Raw genomic sequence first — 17,679 nt, 5'->3', positions numbered from 1 at the left:
TCTACTATCCTTTGCGGAATGTAAACTCCCTAATTCTACTATCCTCTGCGAGGTACAATCTCCTTCATTCCACTTCCCTCTGGGGGATGTAATGCTCCCTAATCCTACTCTTTCCGGCAAAGCCGAAAATATCTTCTCCCAGTATAACGAAAAAGAGGAAGCTTGAACACGCCTCCTCTTTCGTAAAAACATAATACAATCCTTGAATACTATTATCGAACCTTACGTTCCAGAATCTTTCCGTTTTCAGCAGCACCCAGACCTAAGGCCACGGTGTCCTGCAAAACACTCTTCCCCTGCTTCAGCTTATCCATCTCGGATTTCTTCACCAGATATCCGGTAATACGAATCACGTCGGAATCGTTGGAATAGAAGGAAAGGTAACGAAGGTTCTTTTGGAATGCCCCCTTCATGATATCCAAAACATACTCCGGGTTTTGGTGAATGGTTCTGTCAATGGGGAAAAGGTCTCCCGTTCCGGAGGGGAAGTAATGGTGGAAATGAGACAGAACTTCCATTTGGTCTGCCAGATTCTCCGGCTCCTCTCCGATGGGAATTCTGGTTCCCGGGCTGATTTCCACATCTGTGGAGATACCTACCTGGGCATGGAGGAGGAAATGTCCGTTGCTGACCTCACAATAAGGATTCTTGTGGGCTTCATTAAAGGCAGAGATACAATCCATAATCTCTACTCCCAGCTCCGTTGCCTCCTTGCTGTGGCCAAAGCGACAATCACCCTTTCCTTCCTTTTCCAGAAGAATATTGACCGCCTCGGCAAGTCCCACCAAGCCGAACATAGCGGAAAAACGGTCTCTATGGATAAAGCCTTCTTTCGCCAGGAAGTTATTCTCGAAAAATCCGGACTCTTCCACGATAAAACGAATTCGCTCATCCATATAGCGCACACAGAGATCCATGATATAGGGAAGCTCTTTCTCCAGAAAATCCTTTCTGTCCTTGGCCCTCTTGGCAATATTACTTAAGATCAGGCGAACAAGGGTATAGGCTCCCCCTCCGTATGCCAAGCCGTTGTAGCAAGAAGCAATCACATAATTTCCGGAAAAATCCTTGGAATACATCCGGTGGTTGCAAAAGCTTGGCTTGGCACTGGCCATAGCACAGCGAATGGCTTCAATGGCAAAGTCATCCTCGGTAAGCTCCTCATCATATTTCAAGGTAAGATTCGGGACTGCATCCTTGGTTTCCTCCATAGCCCGAAGCAAAAGTCTTCCGGCCTTGGTAGCCTTGGGGCCAATGTTGGCATGGGCGAAGGAGTCCAGAATCGTTCTGTCCATCTGGATACAGAAAAGCTTAATCATTTTGAAGGCAAGCTCTTCGTCCATATCCTGCACAAAGGGATCAAGCAGGGTGTCCAGCTGTCCTACATAAACCGGATAATTGGTTACGGATGGAACATGCTTATAAAAGATTTGCAAAGCGTTAATGGCTTCGTACAAATCCTTGGGAGGCTCTACCTGCAAGAAAGCGGAGCCCTCCCGAAAGAATTTCTCATAATCCGGGATGATATAGCGGGGACGCATAGGAGCATTTCCTTCGAAAAGGTCGCAAATGCACTGCTTCTCCGGCTCACAACGTAAAACTTCCAAAAGTCCTTCGGGAAGGTCCAGAACAGAGAGAAGGGAGTCCGCATGATTGGCCATTGTGGCTACTTTCTGCTCGTGGGTCAAGCTCTTTGACTTTACTGTTTCCAGCATAGCCTGCCGAGCCGCTTCAACTTTTTCCATGGATATTTCTTTCATTTTCTGTCCTTTCTATTCCCCTGTCTTACTCTTTCAGAAAATTCACATCCCTGTAGTATTTTCTCTGTACTTAGTTGTCTAACTCGTAAACATCTCCGTACTTTGCTTCAAAGTCTGCCTTGTTGTTTGGCACCTTCAGCTCGCCGGAAACAATCTTCTTCTTTATTTCTTCTACTTCTTTAACCACTGCAGGATCAATGTTCTCCGTACCGGGAGCAAGGTCTACACCTTCATCAGCCAAAGTATAGGTCTTTACACCGCCCTTGATGTTGCCTTCCACCAATTCCTTGCTTACATCAAATACCGCATTGTCCACTCTCTTCATAGCAGAGGTCAAAATGGTCTCAGGAGCGATAGAGCTCTGATCACTGTCTACACCGATAGCCCAGATTTTAGCTTCCTTACAAGCATCGATTACGCCCAGTCCGGTTCCGCCGGCTACCTGGAAAATAACATCAGCTCCATTGGTTACCATATTGTTTGCTGCGGTCTTTCCTGCTGCAGTATCTGCAAAGGAGTTGGCATTGGCCTGTAAAACCTTAGCATTGGCATTGGCATCCAAAACACCTGCTGTATAGCCGTATCCGAACTGGTTCATCATGTCGGTTGCCATACCCAAAACGATACCTACAGTATTCTTCTTGGTGGTCTTTCCTGCTACATATCCTGCAAGGTAAGAAACCTGTGCCTGCTCGAACATCAGGGAAGTAACATTGGAAACATCCGCTAAGGAAGCATCATCCACGATGGCAAACTTTACATCCGGGTTGGAAGCGGACTCTGCCTTTAAAGCATCTGCCAAAGCATAACCGATACAAATAATTAAATCATAGTCCTCATCCACAAAGGTCTCGATATTGGGCTTATAGTCCGCATCGGTCTTAGACTCCAGATACTTTGCCTCGATACCAAGCTCCTTCTGTGCTCTCTGTAATCCTTCCCAAGCAGACTGGTTGAAGGAACCGTCATTTACTCCTCCTACGTCGGTAACAATACCAACCTTCAGACCCTTGCCGGAAGAAGCATCCTTCTTTTCCGCCTTGCTCTCCTCCGCCTTCTCGGAACCTGCCTCTGTACCCTTCTCGGAACCCTGCTCGGTAGACTTTGCACTTTCTTTCTTCTCTCCGCCGGAAGCACCGCAAGCCGCTAAGCTGAACGCCATGGTCAAAGCCAGGAATGCCGCAAAGATTCTTTTCTTCATTTCTCGTCCTCCTTAGATGAAGTCTTTTCTATTCGCCGTTTTCCTCCGAATCCCTTGGCAAATAATAAAAGACTTGTCACATGTACTCTCCCATTATAGGGAAGAAAGAATACGGTGACAAGTCAGTTCCTTGCTTTATTTCATCTTCCTGTACGCAAAAGATTCCTGCCGGAATTTACACTTAAAAAGAATGAATTTAATAATGAAAAATCAATCCCTTTCTCCTGCAAAAGAAATATCGGATTTTATTCCGGAAAATGAGAAAGCAAAAACTCTAAAAATCCTTTCAGGTTCAGATTTCCTTCCCATAAACGCCCCAGAATATAATTTAGCAGACTGAAGCCCACAAAACAGAAGCCGAAAAAGAGGAAGAGGCTTAGGGCGAAAATACTGTATAAAAAGCAGATTTTCAGCACCTTTCCGCTTTGACCGTACTCTATTTTCAGGGCTGTATAGTCCAATACAATGCCCAAGGGTATGCCCAAAAGAAACAGAAACAAGGAAAATAGGGGAAAGCCCAAAAGCAGGGAAAAGAAGGATAGACTTGCTAAAAGGTAGAGCGCCAATCTTCCCCTGGTAAAGAGATAAAACAAGGAGGAAAAGCTTCTTCCCTCTGCAAAGAATAAAAGGAGGAAGAAGGGTAAGAGCAAAAAGCTTAAGGCATAGAGCAGGGAAAATTGAAGAGAAGCTGCCGGATTTCCGTTGGAAAGGTATAAGCCGATGAAAAACATCAGAAGCAAGCTGATGGTAAAAAGCAGAGAGGTACTTTTATGTCCTGTCTTTTCCTTCTCCTTCAGCATGGCCTCTTCCGGATCCGCCAGGTACTCCCGGATTTCTCCCCGTAAAAGCTTCGGTGCCTGCAAAAATTCCTTGATTGCTCCGGAGGAAGGAAGGGCCGGAGAAAAGAAGGAAGAACGAGCCTCTACAAAGACCGGTATCCCTTTCCTTTCGGAAGCTTCTTCAATAACAACGGTCTCCGATTCTTCTGAATGAATCGATTTTTCCTCTTCCGAAGCATTCAAATTCTCCTCTTCTAAGGCTTCCTCTTTTGCATTACCCGGGTTCTCCTTTTCTAAAGCTTCCTGCTCTTGTTCCGTATATTCTTCCGAAGCTTCCTGCAGCGTTTCACCCGCTTCTTTTACGCTCTTTTCTTCGAAGTTCGTTTCTCTTGTTCTCTCTTGTTTTTCCTGTAAAGCCATTTCTAAAGCCGCAATCCTTGCCTCCAGAGCCTGCTCTCTTTCCTGCCTTTGCCGCTTTTTCTCCGCCTTCTTTTCCGCTTTTTTTGCTAAGCCTTTTTCTTTCTTAACAAATGCTTCTTCCCCTTCCGGCTTTTCTCCTTTTTTCTTCCCCATTACAGTAAAATCCCTTCTTCCGCTCTTTTCCCAAAACTTTCTGCCCCATATTGTAGCCTAGTTCTTTTGTCTTGGAAAGAGCTTCCTCCGCCTAATCCCGGATTTCTCATTCTTCCCTTGACTCAATTTTTTCATTCAAAGGAATAGGGAATAGAACATCAAGAAGCAAGTTTTCATTCCTTTCGCTTTCGAAACAGCAATTCATCCATTTCGACAAAAATGTGGATAAGTCCTTTGTACATTTTCCCAAAAATGGGATTTTAAGAGGACTTATCCACAAAAATTACACTTTTACACATTGCCAAGCTATTTTTCTGCCTTTTTGCTTTCGATAAATTCAAAAAACAGCGAAAAAAAGTTACGATATTCTTACTTTCCCCATTCTATTTCTTTTAAGAGTAGCTCTTAGGAAAGAAGATTCTGATAATTTCCCAGGAAGCTTTTCATTCTTTCCTGCTCCGAAGAAAAGACCTCTTCCGGACTTCCTTCGCAGATCACTTCTCCATCCGCCATAAAAAGAATCCGGTCTGAAATATCTCTGGCAAAGGTCATTTCATGGGTAACAATCACCATCGCCATCTTCTGTCCCTTTAGAGATCGAATCACGGAAAGCACTTCTCCCGTTAGCTCCGGATCAAGTGCAGAGGTAGGCTCATCAAAAAACAAAATCTTCGGCTCTAAGGCAAGGGCTCTGGCAATGGCCACTCTTTGCTTTTGGCCGCCGGAAAGGGAATAGGGATACTGCTCCGCCTTTTCCAAAAGCCCCATTTGGGAAAGCACCGATTTGGCTTTTTCTTCCGCCTCTTCCCTGCTTTTCCTCTGCACGTGAATCAGGGGATCTATCACATTTTTCAAAACCGTCCAATGGGGAAAAAGATTGAAATTCTGAAACACCAGGCCGAAAAGCTTCTTGGCCTCTTCCTTTTCTTCCTTCGTAGCCTGCTTCTTTTGCCCTTCCGTCAAAGAAAAAATCACTTTTCCGTCATAGAAAAGCTCTCCTCCCTCCGCCTTCTCCAGGAGGGTGGCAATGCGAAGCAATGTGGACTTTCCGGAGCCGGAGGGGCCGATAATGCTGAGCACCTCGCCCTCCTTACAGGACAGAGAAATCCCTTTCAGGATTTCCTCCCCGGAAAATGCCTTTCGTATATTTTTCATTTCTAAAATCGCCATGCCGCTCTCCTATAGATTGCTCTTATTGATAATAGGCCATCTTCTTTTCCATCTGTTCCATAATAAAGGCTACCACAAAATTGAAAATGTAGTATAGCACCCCTGCCATAATCAAGGGGAACATGGAGCTTTGAGAAGAGGACAGCGCCTTTGCCTGGGTAAACATTTCCATAACGGAAATGGAAAAAGCTAAAGAGGTATCCTTTACCAGAGAAATCACCTCGTTGGTAATGGATGGAAGAATCTTCTTCCAAACCTGGGGAAGGATAATGCGGAAGAAGCACTGCATTTTGCTGTAGCCGAGAATTTCCGCCGCCTCATACTGCCCCCGGTCCATGGATTGAATTCCCGAACGGTAGATTTCTGCAAAATATGCCGCATAATTCAGGATAAAGCCGATATATACCGCCGTCATGCGGTAACCCGGATGGAGGCTGACTTTGAAAATGTAATAGGGGCCGTAATACACCATAAAAAGCTGGAGCATTAAGGGGGTTCCCCGCATAAAGGAAATGTAGATTTTGATGATTCCCGAAATCAAGGGGTTCTTATGCATTCTCCCAAAGGCCACCAAAAGACCTAAGGGCAAAGAAAAAAGGAGGGTTATGGCGAAGATTCCCAGGCTCACCAGCAATCCTTCTCCCAGCTTCCACAGCACCACAGTCCACTCCATTTTTTCTCCCCTTTTCGTTTTTATTTCTTCTTTTCTACTCTATTGATTTCGTCTTACTCTCTTGATCCATTCACTCTATTGTGTTTGTGAATGTTCCTTACTACTCTCTGCAAAACGCCTTTATTTACCGTTTCAAAATTTTGTCTTTCCTATTGTAAGATAAAACCTTCTGTTGTACCAAACCATTTTTCATTGATTTTATCAATCACGCCTTCTTCCTTCATTTCCAAAAGAGTTTTCTTCACTTTATCTGCAAGTTCGGTGTTCCCCTTCTTGAAGCCAATACCGTACTGCTCCTCAGTCAGGCTTTCGGAAAGAACCTTAGCCTTCTTTTTAAAAGTCTTAATCTGATATTCCGCCACTACGGAATCCATACAAATGGCGTCACAGGCACCGGATTCCAAATCCATCATGGCATTCTGGTAGTCTCCCACCTCGGTGAGGCTGCCGAAGCTATCCTTTAAGCTCTTATTTTCCTCTCGATTTAATGCGGTAAGTCCGGTGGAATCCTTCTGCACCTCTACCGCCTTCCCCTTTAAATCGGATAGACTGCTGATATCGCTGTCCTCTCTTACCACAAAAACCTGCTTATTGGCTAAGTAAGGTCCCACAAAGGTATAGCTGTCCTCACGGCCTTCCATACCGAAGCCGTTCCAGATGCAATCAATGTTTCCGGAATTTAATTCTAAATCCTTGGCATCCCAGTTAATGGGCTTGGGTACAAAGGTCAAATCTAATCTCTTTGCCACTTCCTCTGCCAGCTCCAGGTCATAGCCGGTATAGTTTCCATCCTCGCCTACAAAGCCCATGGGAGGGAATTCCTGGTCAAAGCCCACGGTGAAGCTTCCGTTGCTTCCCTCCACCTTGGCTTCTGCCTTTTCTCCTGCCTTCTCGGTACCGGCCTGCTCGCTGCCTGCCTGAGTACTGCCCTCTTCCTTGCTTCCGGAGCTACTTCCGGTAGTACTCTTTCCTCCGCAAGCCACCATTTCCAGTGCCAAAACTCCTGCAGTTGCCATCCATAAAAGATTTCTTCCAAACTTTTTCATACTCTTCTCCCTTTCCTTCTCTGTTTTTTGCTTTGATTTGCTATTGTGCTAATACGTTACTATGCTAAAGTATTTTTGTCAAGATTTTTTTAGAAGCTATTACAGAGTTTCCGGCTATACGTCCGAGGCAAACGAGATATCCCACACTGGGAAAGTGGTACTCATTACGCATAAAAAAGGCCTGAAATCGGGAAACTTCCCTTTTTCAGACCTTTTTCCATAAAGCGAAACAAATTTCCGCCGCTGTCTACTACTCTTTTGCCTTGGTTTCGATGGTAGCCATTACAGAGCTTTCCTCTGTAGAAGCGATAGTCTCTTCCTTCTTCTTGGAATCGTCCTTAGCCTTGGAGGATTCTTTGCTTGCAGAAGACTCCTGCTCCTTTGCAGCCTCTGTCTCGGCTTCGCTTGCCTTGCTCTCCTTGCCCTTATCGCTGTCCTGCTCCATGATTACGGAAGGCTCTTCATTCTTTACGGTAACCTGAGACTCAATGTATTCCATTACTTTATTACGGATTGCAGCCTCTTCTACCAGCTCCTTACCGTACTGCTCAATCAGCTTCACACGGTTAGTCTTTTCTCCGGTCAAGGAAGACTCCGCCTCAGCCAGCTCATCCAATAAAGCATCCGTTACCTTAATGCCCTGATCATCTGCCAGCTTTCGCATTAAGAAAAGCTGCTTTGCATAATCCTCCGCTTTGGCATAGGCATCCTCTTTATACTCTTTCACGGTCTTTCCGGACATGTTGATGATATCCGCAACGGACAGGCCGTAGCTCTTCATCTGTTTAAGAGTTGCATCTAAAAGGTAAGCCTTTGCGTATTCCATAAGCTTCTCGGAAGGCTTAACGGTAGCTTTTTCACTGATCGCCTGAAGTGCCTGATCCTGAATGTTGGAGTGGTAGTTAAAATCTTTTCTGGCCTGAAGCTGCTCACGAACCTGATCGCGATAGCTTTCTACGGTTTCCGCAGTGGTGCCGTCATAGTTCTTTACCCATTCATCCGTCAAGGTAGCAGGACGCTTTACTTCATGAATCTTTACCGCAAATTCCGCATTCTTTCCGGCAAGCTCTTCATTGCCATAGCTCTCCGGGAAAGTAACCTTTACGGTAACCTCTTCTCCGGCCTTCTTACCAATCAGCTGATCTTCAAATCCCGGGATGAACTGTCCGGAACCAAGCTTCAGATCCTGCTTCTCCGCTGTGCCGCCGTCAAACTTCTTTCCGTCAATGGAACCGCTGTAGTCGATATTTACAGTATCTCCTTCCTTGGCCGCATCATCTACCACGGTAGGATTCTGATCCAAGGTCTGCTGGATGGCATTGTCCACTTCTTCCTGGGTTACATTCTCCAAAGGTGCTACCGTAACGGTAATGCTCTTTAAATCCGGGAGAGTGATGCTTCCCATCTCGGAAAGCTTAGGCTCAGCAGGAACCTTTAAAGCCTCCAGCTCTTTAATCTCAGGACTGTCCTCGGTTAAGGTGGAGGAACTTACTTCGCTTCCGGAAGCCTTCTCAGACTCCTTGGTCTCTGTCTTCTTGCCGCAGGCTGCTGCCATAATCGCCATAGCCAGAATGGCTGCCGATGCAAATAATTTTCTTTTTCTCATAATACTCCTTAGTTTCTTGGAAAAATTCTTTTCCTGTTTTCGATATTTTTGCTGTCAATGAGTTTACTCTCTATTGAAAGCTAAAAATGCCTTGTAAGTATAATAAACATCCAGCTTTGCTGTCAATTCAAATGGCGCATGCATGGAAAGAACTGCTACTCCTAAGTCTACGGTATCCACATTCATATTGCCCATATACATGGCAATGGTTCCTCCGCCGCCTTCGTCTACCTTACCAAGCTCTCCCACCTGCCAGCAAACCTTGGCATCTTCCATGTATCCGATAACCTTCTGCATAGTCTCTGCGGAAGCATCATTGGAATAGCCCTTTCCTCTGGAGCCGGTGTACTTGGTGAGAACCGGACCATGGTTAAAGAAACAGGAGTTCTGCTTCTCATATACATCCGCCCAGGTCGGGTCATAGGCTGCATTTACATCGGAAGAAAGACAAATGGAGTTTCTCAGGATATCCCGTACTCTCTCTCCCTCACACTCCGCCAAATCCTCTACAAAGTGGAGAAGAGCATCGGACTGCATTCCGGTATTTCCGGTGGAGCCGATTTCTTCCTTATCCACCAATGCGGTAAGAGAAGTAAATTCCGGAGTCTTACACTCCAGCTCCGCCATCAAAGCGGTATAAGCACAAACCTTATCATCCTGTCCGTAAGCGCCTACCATGGAACGATCCAGTCCCACATCGCAAGCCTTCTGTGCAGGAACCAAGGTAAGCTCAGCCCGCATAAAATCCTGCTCTACCATGCCGTACTGCTCATGAAGAATGGAAAGAATCTTCAGCTTAAAGGCTTCCTTTACTTCCTTGTCATCAACAGGGGTAGAGCCCAAAAGGATATTTAACTCCTCTCCCCGGATACCGTCACTTAACTTACGGTCGTCCTGCTTCTTGGAAAGGTGGGGAAGCAGGTCGGTAATCACCAGGATAGGATCTCCTTCCTTCTCTCCAAGGTCAAAATCCACATGCTTGCCATCCCGGAACATTACTCTTCCGTGAAGAGCCAGAGGAATGGTACTCCACTGGTACTTCTTGATTCCCCCATAATAGTGAGTCTTAAAATAAGAAAGCTCTTCCTGCTCATAAAGCGGATTGGGCTTTAAGTCGATTCTGGGAGAATCAATGTGGGCAATATTAAAATGAATTCCCTGATCCAAGGGCTTCTTTCCCATGGTTACCAGGAAAATGTTCTTGCCTCTGTTGATAAAGTATAGCTTATCTCCGGTTTTATACTTCACGCCTCTTGCAAATTCCTTGTAGCCCGCCTTCTTCGCCAGCTCCTCGCTGTACTTTACGCATTCTCTTTCAATCTTGGACCGGTCTAAGAAGGTCTTGTAGCCCTCCGCAAAATCCATGGCCTTCTGCAAATCCTCCGGTCTTTCCTTTGCAATATGCTGAGGCTTAAAACACAACTCCTCTTCTAACTTCTGTCCCTCTGTCTTTCCCATAAAGGCACCTCCTTCAAAGCGTTTTCTGAAATTTTACTGTGTTCCTGTGTTGAAAATGTGAAAAAAAGCGGGATTTCACCGCTTTTTTACTCTCCTGTCTGTTTCGACTTAATGGATGAATCCTGCGCGATTTAAAGGCCAATAGCAAATGTATACCTTAGCCAACATTTTCTCCCGCTTTACAAACTGGTTTTCTCCCCAGAAACGAGCATCCGCAGAATTGTTTCGGTTATCTCCCATCATAAAGTAGCAGCCCTCCGGCACGGTCACATCTACCTCCGGAAATTGGTTGCCATCCACAATCATGGGCTCCGGTAAATAACTTTCCGTAATGGCTTTTCCATTAATGTATACGGTACCCACCGGCACCTTTCCGGAAGAAGACTGTACTGCCAGCTTCTTAATCATGCCGGCATCCACCTCTCCGGTCTTCTTTACTTCCACATGGTCTCCCGGCATACCGATGACTCTCTTTACATAGTAAATGACCTGGTTTCTCTTATCCTCCCGGCCGTCATAGGGGCAGACTCCCTTATCATTTTCCCGGTAAATCTGATGGTCATTTCGACATTGGTAGCCATACAAAAAGATAGCCACATCTCCTCTTTCCACCTGTCCGAAACGGTAATGAAGCCGGGAACCGAAAACGCGGCTTCCCGCCATAATGGTATTTTCCATAGATCCTGTGGGAATAGTGGAATTGGCAATCACATAATTGTTCAGTAAAAATGCAGCAATTCCCGCCACCAAAAGAATCTTCACCCACTCAAAAAGCTCTCCCAAAAAGCTTTGGGGTTTCTTCCGACTGCTCTTTTTCTTATCCTGCTCTTCCTGCATAGCTTCTCCCTTTTTCTTATTTAAAAATCGTTCCCTTAAGAAGACTTTTCCTCGTTCTGCTGCTCTTGTCTTCTTGCGGTCATATACCGGTGCTCTTCCTCCAGCTCCTTATACAGCTGCAAAAGACTCCAATCCCTATTATGCTCCGTTTCCATACATTTTAAATCCACCCGGATACCCAGCTTCTTCAAATCCGTTAAAAAGTCTCCCACCTCCTTGGGGGAAAATCCGATGAATTTCAAAAGCTCCGCATCCTCCGGAAGACTCAGTATTTCCTCTTCCGGTGCAGACAGCAGCCGAATCTTTCGGATGATGGCCACACCCCGGACCTTATTTACTTTATCGACATCTTTTCGATGGATATAGAGTATCTTTTTCTCCATTTCCTCTCCTTCCCGGTATTTTCATTCGCTTTATTTTAATTAGTAAAAATCTTGTCTTCTATCCTAGTTACGTTCTTGTCTTACCTCTTCCATAAACGCCGTCATTTCCTGTAAAAGAATCGGACGTACCTCTTCATTCAAGACTTCATGCCGTAATTTGGGGAAAATATGAAGCTTAAGCTTGGGATTTCCCAGTTGCTTTAGCATAGCATAAAGACTTGCCGGACCCTTGCCGTATTCTCCCACCGGATCCGCACCGCCGGAAAAAATAAAGCAGGGAATATCCTTCAGCTTTTTGATTTCCGCATATTCATTAACCCTTACCAAAGCAGCCAAGAGGTCGGCATAAGCTCCCAGAGTAAAGCCCACTGCCAAAGGATCCCGACTATTTGCCTGACTCACCTCTTCCTTAGTGCAAATCCAAGCTGATAGGCTCTTGGGATTCGGAATATGTCTGTTGAAATACTTCGCTAATAGAATGCTTTCCTTTAGCGCATCATCCTTAGCTCCTCGAAGCTTCTTTTGAACAGCAATGTAGCCCTGCACCGGAAGCAGTAAAGGGCTTCCTCCTGCCGTTCCGGAAAGCAGTAAGCCCTTTAAGTCCGCTCCATAGCTTGCCGCATAATCTCTTGCCAGGAAGGACCCCATGGAATGGCCAAAGAGAAACACAGGCAGATTCGGAAACCATTTCTTGATCTGCAAGAGGCTTCTGTGAATGTCATGAATCATACTTTCCCAGCCGGAGCTGTCCCCAAAGTAGCCGGGGATATTGGCACTTTTTCCATGCCCCTGCATATCCATACCGCAAACCACATAGCCCTGCTTCGCCATATACTCAAAAAGGTAACGATATTTTCCGATATGCCCCTGCATCCCGTGGAGAACAAAAAGAATCCCTTTCTTTTCAAGGCTTTCCTCCTGCCACAGAACATTATAAATTTTCCCAAGCCCGTTGCTGGCTTCCCTTTTCCACTCTCTTCTTTCCATCCTTCTCCTTTTGCTTTCTATCGGCCTTCCCGAAAGCCTTCATGTCGACCTTCACGAAAACCTCCTATCAGGATTTTCAATATCCCCCATAATATCATGCTTTCCGCAGGAGATACAAGAAAAGAGCATCTTATCTCTTTACAATTTTTATAATTTTTTTCAAAGGAAGAAAGGGGCTGTATGATGAATTCTATGGTAGAGGTAAAGGATACCGGTATCCGGTCATAGGTCATATGTTGGGGCTTGATACTGATAAAAGAGGAGATTGCAGGAAGTTGCTTTCTATGGTACAGGGTATTAAGGAATCTTTGCGAGGGCTTAGGCTATGCACGAAAAAGACGGTCGCGAGGCTTCCGTAGGGAGCTGCACTCTAGCAACGAAGGCGGGCGCATGTTTGAGCCCGAAGGGCGAGTTTGCGCAGGAGCCTGAGTGAAAAAGCGAGTGCAGCGAGAAGGAAACGTAGTGTGTCTTTGAGGCAGAGCCTAAACCGAAGCAAGACATTCATAAGTCTGTATGATGGAGTTGCCAACGATTACTTGACAGTACCGCGGCCGAAACCATTTCCTCTTCTCCCTATTCTTTTTTCTTCCTTTATGATATATTTAAAAGGTTGCATTTGTTATATTTTTTAAGACTAATGAAAGGAGGGTTCATGCTGATTTGTCCGATATGTGATTCTACCTTAGTGAATCGCTTTTGCCCGGTTTGCAAAAAGATCGTGAAAAATCCCTGGGTTTTGGATGACCGGGTGTTTATCAATCGTTCCCATTCTCTTCCGGACGATTTCTGTGAATATCATGGAAATGGGCGAAAAATCACCTTGCTGAATAAAGTGGATCACAAAGGTTCCTCGGTGATTTCTGCAAAGCAAAATCCCTTAAAGCAAAAGCACGATCCCAGTCAATCTCAAATGGTGGATACGGTTATGAAGAAAACAAATGATCCGCCGAAACCAACATTTTCCTATAATAAAAAGAAAGGATAAAGAATATGCCATTTATTGTTTTTTTGGTTGTTGTAATTGTGCTGATCAGCACCACCATTCGTATCGTATCGGAGGCCTGTGCCATGGTTGTAGAGCGTCTTGGACGCTTTCATACTGTATGGCGCCCGGGTATTCACTTCCTGATTCCCTTTGCGGATCGTATCGCCAAGAGAATTAACTTAAAGGAGCAGGTAGCGGACTTCCCGCCCCAGCCGGTTATTACCAAGGATAATGTTACCATGCGAATCGACTCCGTTGTCTTCTTCGTCATCACCGATCCTAAGCTTTATGCCTACGGTGTGGAGAATCCCATCGCAGCGATTGAAAACTTAACCGCTACTACTCTTCGTAACATCATCGGTTCCATGGACTTGGATACCACTTTAACTTCCCGTGATGAAATCAACACCCAGATGCGTTCTCTTTTGGATGTGGCTACCGATCCTTGGGGTATCAAGGTGAACCGTGTAGAGTTAAAGAACATTCTTCCTCCTGAGGCTATCCGCGAGGCCATGGAGAAGCAGATGAAGGCGGAGCGTGAGAAGAGAGAGGCTATTACTCTAGCAGAGGGTAAAAAAGAAGCCGCAATTCAAACTGCACAGGGTAACAAGGAGGCTGCAATCCTGAATGCAGAAGCGGACAAGAAGAAGACCATCCTTGCCGCAGAAGCCCAGAAGGAAAAAGAAATTCAAGAGGCTGAAGGTCGTGCCCAGGCGATTTTGAATGTGCAAAGAGCGGAGGCGGAAGGTATTCGCCTTTTGAAGGAAGCCGGTGCAGATGATGCGGTACTTCGCATTCGTAGCTTAGAAGCCTTTGTCAAGGTATCCGAAGGAAAGGCTACCAAGATTATTATTCCTTCCGACATCCAGAATATGGCCGGCTTGTTAAGCAGTTTGAAGGAAACCCTCGTTTCTCCCTCCACTCCGGTGACTGACTCCGATTCGGGGAACAGCTCTACTCCGGCAGCTGAAAGTAGCTCTACCTCTGATGCTCCTAAAGAGGTAAATGGAAATGAGGAAGCATGATAAAAATCATCTTCTTTGATATCGACGGCACTCTTCGTCCCTTTGAAACCGGAATCATTCCGGAGGATAGCAAGGCTGCCGTCAGAAGAGCGCAGGAGGCAGGAGTGCTTTGTGCCATTGCCACCGGAAGGCACTGGGTGGAAATCTATAATGAAGGCTTGGTGGAGGATATGTATTTCGATGCCTTTGTCACTTTAGACGGAGGCTATGACTACATCCTGCATCCGGAAAAGGCAAGACCTGTTTTCCAAAAGCAGGGAGCCAGAAAGCCTAAGGACTACCACTTCCTGATTGATGAGGCAGGGATTCCCCTGCCTTACTTTGACCCCAAAAACGGAGAGGTACTTTTACAAGAAGCCATCCCCGGAGAAATGGTGGAAAATGTCCTTGCTATGGCGGAAGAAAGCACCTTTCCCATTCTGTTTTTGGAAGAGAGACGGCTCTACGCCAACTTTGTAAATGACGCCTTGCTACATTGTCTTTCGGAAATCAAATCCGGAATTCCTCCCATCCTTCCTTTGTCGGAAGCCAGGAAGAATCCTCTTTATATGCTGATACCGGTGCTCAATGAAGCACAAGTGGAAGAGTTGGAAAGAAGAATTCCGGACTGCCATTTGGTTCGCTGGTCCGACGGTCTATCCTTTGACGTGACCAAAAGAAATATTTCCAAGGTTTCCGGCATAGAAGCCATTTGTAAGGCTTTAGGCATTCAAAGAGAAGAATGTGCCGCCATCGGAGACGGCTGGAATGATGTGGAAATGCTCTCCCATGTGGGAATGGGTATCGCCATGGGCAACGCCAAAGAAGAATGTAAAGCTGTAGCAAACTACATCACCGCCCCTATTCTGGAAGGCGGCTTGCCTCAGGCGGTGGACTACATTCTAAAATATAATCAAACGCAGAAGAAGTGATGAGGAGAAAAGCGAGTATCCATTAGCTTTCGAACAATATAGCTTGTAGTAAGAGGAACACTCTTAGCTCTCACCTACACGCTAAGCATAAATTTTAAAAGAAACACAAAAGAAGTGATGGTAGAAAGGCGAGTATCTATCAGCTTTCGAACAGTATAGCTTGTAGTAAGAGGAACACTCTTAGCTCTCACCTACACGCTAAGCATAAATTTTAAAAGAAACACAGAGGAAGTGATGTTAGCAAGGCGAGTATCCATCAGCTTTCGAACAGTATAGCTTGTGATAAGGGGCAATCTGAGCCCGCGGGTTCTTGGCTTTTGTTTTTTAAAAGCTTAGAACCCCTGCGAGGCGAGGTTAGCGGGAGCGTGCCCCTGCTACAAGCTATACTGCTCGAAAGCGACTATACCATTGCATTGTTTCATCACTTCCTCTGCGTTTCTTTTATTTTTTTGCTTTGCTCCTCCACCTCCTTCTTTTTCTTCTCCTCTTTTTCCTTCTTCTTTTCTTCCTTCTGGATAAAGGCGGATTCTTTGTCAATCTGTCCCAGGGATATCATAAAGTCGGAGCGTTTTTCCAGTTCTTTTTTTACATGCTTTAATCCGTATTCTTCTATAAGGGTTGGGGTATTGGAAAATAAATTTCTGCCTAGTCCCAGCTTATCTCCCGGAATTTCTACCCCCATGGCTGCCAAAGTGGTGGGAAAATCATCAAAAGTACTGTATTCCCGATATTTTTTTTCTTCCACCCCGGGAACAGCATTTAGATAGGTGGTGAAAACCTTTCTTTGATAGCTTTTTTCCACATCATTACAAAAATCGTGATCCATTGTGGGGTGATCCCCGGAAATGACTATGGTTGTATTTTCATAAAAAGGCTGCTGCTGTACCCAGTGAACAAAGTTGGATACCTGCCGGGATGTACATTGGTAAACATCCGCATACTGATTTTTCGGGTGTTTTCTTTCACAAAGTCTGCACACATAACCATCCGGAAAATGGGTATCCACTGTAAGCAGAGTTAAATTAAAGGGTTGTTCCGCCTTCCCCAGATTTTCCAATTCTTCCTTCGCGTACAGAAAAAGCTTCTCGTCCTCAAAGCCCCAGTTCACCCAATAGTTTCTGGGAAATTTGCCTTTTCTCTTCCAATAGGAAAAATCCTCCACGGCTACATTTCCGTGATCCTCCATGAAAAGCTCTCTTCCGCCAAAATAGCCTACAGAGCCTAAGAGGAATTTTTGATTATAACCTTCCTCCTCCAAAATATCGCCCAGGGCGGTTACGGAAGGGAAAAAATGCTTCTGGCTATCCATAGAATTTTGCTCAATGGAGATTTTCAAAGGAAGACCGGTGCTCTCTCCAAAAATCGCTCCCATGGTCCAGGTGGCTCCGGGAAGGGCAATTCCCCCATTCCTTTTCTCACCCTCTCCGGCAAAGTCCTCTCCCTCTTCCCCCAAGGCCATCAGCTCGGGCAGAAGATTCTCCGGAAAATCTCCGCCGTGTTCCTTGTCCATAAAGGTAAGCTCTGTGGACTCCATATAAATATAGATAAGATTTCTTTTCTTCTCCGGAAATTTCAAGTCCACATTCTTCGGATCCACATAATGCTCTTCAATAAACTTGGAGGATTGAAACTGAGAGCTTAAAAAGGAACCAAGAGAAATACCGTCCCAGGCATCTGCAATGGTCACTGCCACAAGGAAAATGCTGAAAAAACCGCATAGAGGCAGGAAGGCCTTCTTGATTTTGGGAAGGAAATTTCGCTTCTTTTGCTTTTGATAGAAATAATAATAAAATACAGAGAGGGATAGCCATAAAAGAATGGCAGGGGCCAAGGCTGTGGTAATAAAAAGCTGTACCAGATGTCCGTTGGCTCCACCCATAGGAGCGAAAATATGAAAGAGAATCTCATCTACCGTAAGCTCTTCCCAGTTGCTGACCAAAAAAAGATAGGACAAGCGAAACAGGCAGCATAATCCCAGCAGAAAAAATAAAAGATAGGGAAGGAGCATTTTCCCTATTGATTTTTTGTTGTCCTTATTTTGTTCCATGAAATATTCACCTTCTCACGCAGGAAGCAAATAATCTTCTTGCTGTATAGTATTCTTTTGACGATCGAATTGTTATCCGACAATATAATATTTCTCTATGCGTATAAAAGCTTTTGTCCAGAAATAAAAATACAACTTTTCCCTCTTTAGCACAAGGGTATAGCATAAAGCCGCGAATCAAAAAGAGAGTCATCAGGAAAAATTTGAATATGGGCTATAAAAAAGTCGAAAATATGGA

At 45.2% G+C, this 17,679-nt stretch carries 15 protein-coding genes; 3 read left to right on the top strand and 12 right to left on the bottom strand.

The features are described from left to right. Nucleotides 1–212 precede the first annotated feature (212 nt). From RYO92_RS03940 to RYO92_RS03890, 11 genes are all read right to left on the bottom strand, one after another. Entirely contained in the window at nt 213–1,760 is a 1,548-nt protein-coding gene (locus tag RYO92_RS03940) for a YjjI family glycine radical enzyme (protein ID WP_315369550.1), read from the bottom strand. 70 nt (nt 1,761–1,830) lie between these two features. Next, nucleotides 1,831–2,961: a BMP family ABC transporter substrate-binding protein gene (locus tag RYO92_RS03935; protein ID WP_315369549.1), complete on the bottom strand. Its 1,131-nt coding sequence runs from the start codon at nt 2,959–2,961 to the stop codon at nt 1,831–1,833. Nucleotides 2,962–3,206: 245 nt separating this feature from the next. After that, complete coding sequence (locus RYO92_RS03930) at nt 3,207–4,313, bottom strand: hypothetical protein (RefSeq protein WP_315369548.1); 1,107 nt, start codon at nt 4,311–4,313, stop codon at nt 3,207–3,209. 405 nt (nt 4,314–4,718) lie between these two features. Next, nucleotides 4,719–5,483, bottom strand: coding sequence for an amino acid ABC transporter ATP-binding protein (locus RYO92_RS03925; protein WP_304070606.1), 765 nt, complete (start codon nt 5,481–5,483; stop codon nt 4,719–4,721). Between the two features lie 22 nt (nt 5,484–5,505). Next, nucleotides 5,506–6,156 carry an amino acid ABC transporter permease gene (locus RYO92_RS03920; RefSeq protein ID WP_007158279.1) on the bottom strand — a complete coding sequence of 217 codons (651 nt, stop codon included), beginning with the start codon at nt 6,154–6,156 and terminating at the stop codon, nt 5,506–5,508. A 149-nt stretch (nt 6,157–6,305) separates the two neighbouring features. After that, on the bottom strand, nt 6,306–7,202 hold the full coding sequence (locus RYO92_RS03915; RefSeq protein ID WP_315369547.1) for an amino acid ABC transporter substrate-binding protein: 897 nt from the start codon (nt 7,200–7,202) through the stop codon (nt 6,306–6,308). Nucleotides 7,203–7,452: 250 nt separating this feature from the next. Next, nucleotides 7,453–8,808 carry a trigger factor gene (gene tig / locus RYO92_RS03910; protein WP_304070604.1) on the bottom strand — a complete coding sequence of 452 codons (1,356 nt, stop codon included), beginning with the start codon at nt 8,806–8,808 and terminating at the stop codon, nt 7,453–7,455. Nucleotides 8,809–8,871: 63 nt separating this feature from the next. Then, a complete protein-coding gene (locus RYO92_RS03905; protein ID WP_315369546.1) occupies nt 8,872–10,266 on the bottom strand; it encodes an aminopeptidase in 1,395 nt (464 codons plus the stop codon). A 108-nt stretch (nt 10,267–10,374) separates the two neighbouring features. Beyond that, the gene (lepB, locus tag RYO92_RS03900) at nt 10,375–11,103 is read right to left on the bottom strand and encodes a signal peptidase I (RefSeq protein WP_183683458.1); all 729 of its coding nucleotides are present in this window, start codon (nt 11,101–11,103) and stop codon (nt 10,375–10,377) included. A 35-nt stretch (nt 11,104–11,138) separates the two neighbouring features. Then, on the bottom strand, nt 11,139–11,486 hold the full coding sequence (locus RYO92_RS03895) for a DUF3783 domain-containing protein (protein ID WP_304070602.1): 348 nt from the start codon (nt 11,484–11,486) through the stop codon (nt 11,139–11,141). Nucleotides 11,487–11,549: 63 nt separating this feature from the next. Then, nucleotides 11,550–12,473 (bottom strand): alpha/beta fold hydrolase, encoded by a 924-nt coding sequence (locus RYO92_RS03890; protein ID WP_315369545.1) that lies wholly within the window; start codon nt 12,471–12,473, stop codon nt 11,550–11,552. 652 nt (nt 12,474–13,125) lie between these two features. Between RYO92_RS03890 and RYO92_RS03885 the strand changes: the two genes are divergently transcribed. The 3 genes from RYO92_RS03885 to RYO92_RS03875 are packed head-to-tail and all read left to right on the top strand — an operon-like array spanning nt 13,126 to nt 15,394. Then, nucleotides 13,126–13,458: a hypothetical protein gene (locus tag RYO92_RS03885; RefSeq protein WP_314346291.1), complete on the top strand. Its 333-nt coding sequence runs from the start codon at nt 13,126–13,128 to the stop codon at nt 13,456–13,458. A gap of 5 nt (nt 13,459–13,463) precedes the next feature. After that, nucleotides 13,464–14,483, top strand: coding sequence for an SPFH domain-containing protein (locus RYO92_RS03880; RefSeq protein ID WP_007158288.1), 1,020 nt, complete (start codon nt 13,464–13,466; stop codon nt 14,481–14,483). Then, nucleotides 14,480–15,394: an HAD hydrolase family protein gene (locus RYO92_RS03875; protein WP_315364846.1), complete on the top strand. Its 915-nt coding sequence runs from the start codon at nt 14,480–14,482 to the stop codon at nt 15,392–15,394. Before RYO92_RS03880 ends, RYO92_RS03875 begins: the two co-directional genes overlap by 4 nt. A gap of 421 nt (nt 15,395–15,815) precedes the next feature. Here the strand turns inward: RYO92_RS03875 and RYO92_RS03870 are convergent, their stop codons facing one another. After that, nucleotides 15,816–17,441 carry a sulfatase-like hydrolase/transferase gene (locus tag RYO92_RS03870; protein ID WP_315369544.1) on the bottom strand — a complete coding sequence of 542 codons (1,626 nt, stop codon included), beginning with the start codon at nt 17,439–17,441 and terminating at the stop codon, nt 15,816–15,818. Nucleotides 17,442–17,679 lie beyond the last annotated feature (238 nt).

The sequence above is a fragment of the Oribacterium sinus genome, assembly GCF_963553175.1.
In the GTDB taxonomy this organism is placed as follows: domain Bacteria; phylum Bacillota; class Clostridia; order Lachnospirales; family Lachnospiraceae; genus Oribacterium; species Oribacterium sinus_B.
Note: the sequence above shows the minus strand (reverse complement) of the source record. Positions and strands in the feature narration are given on the sequence as shown.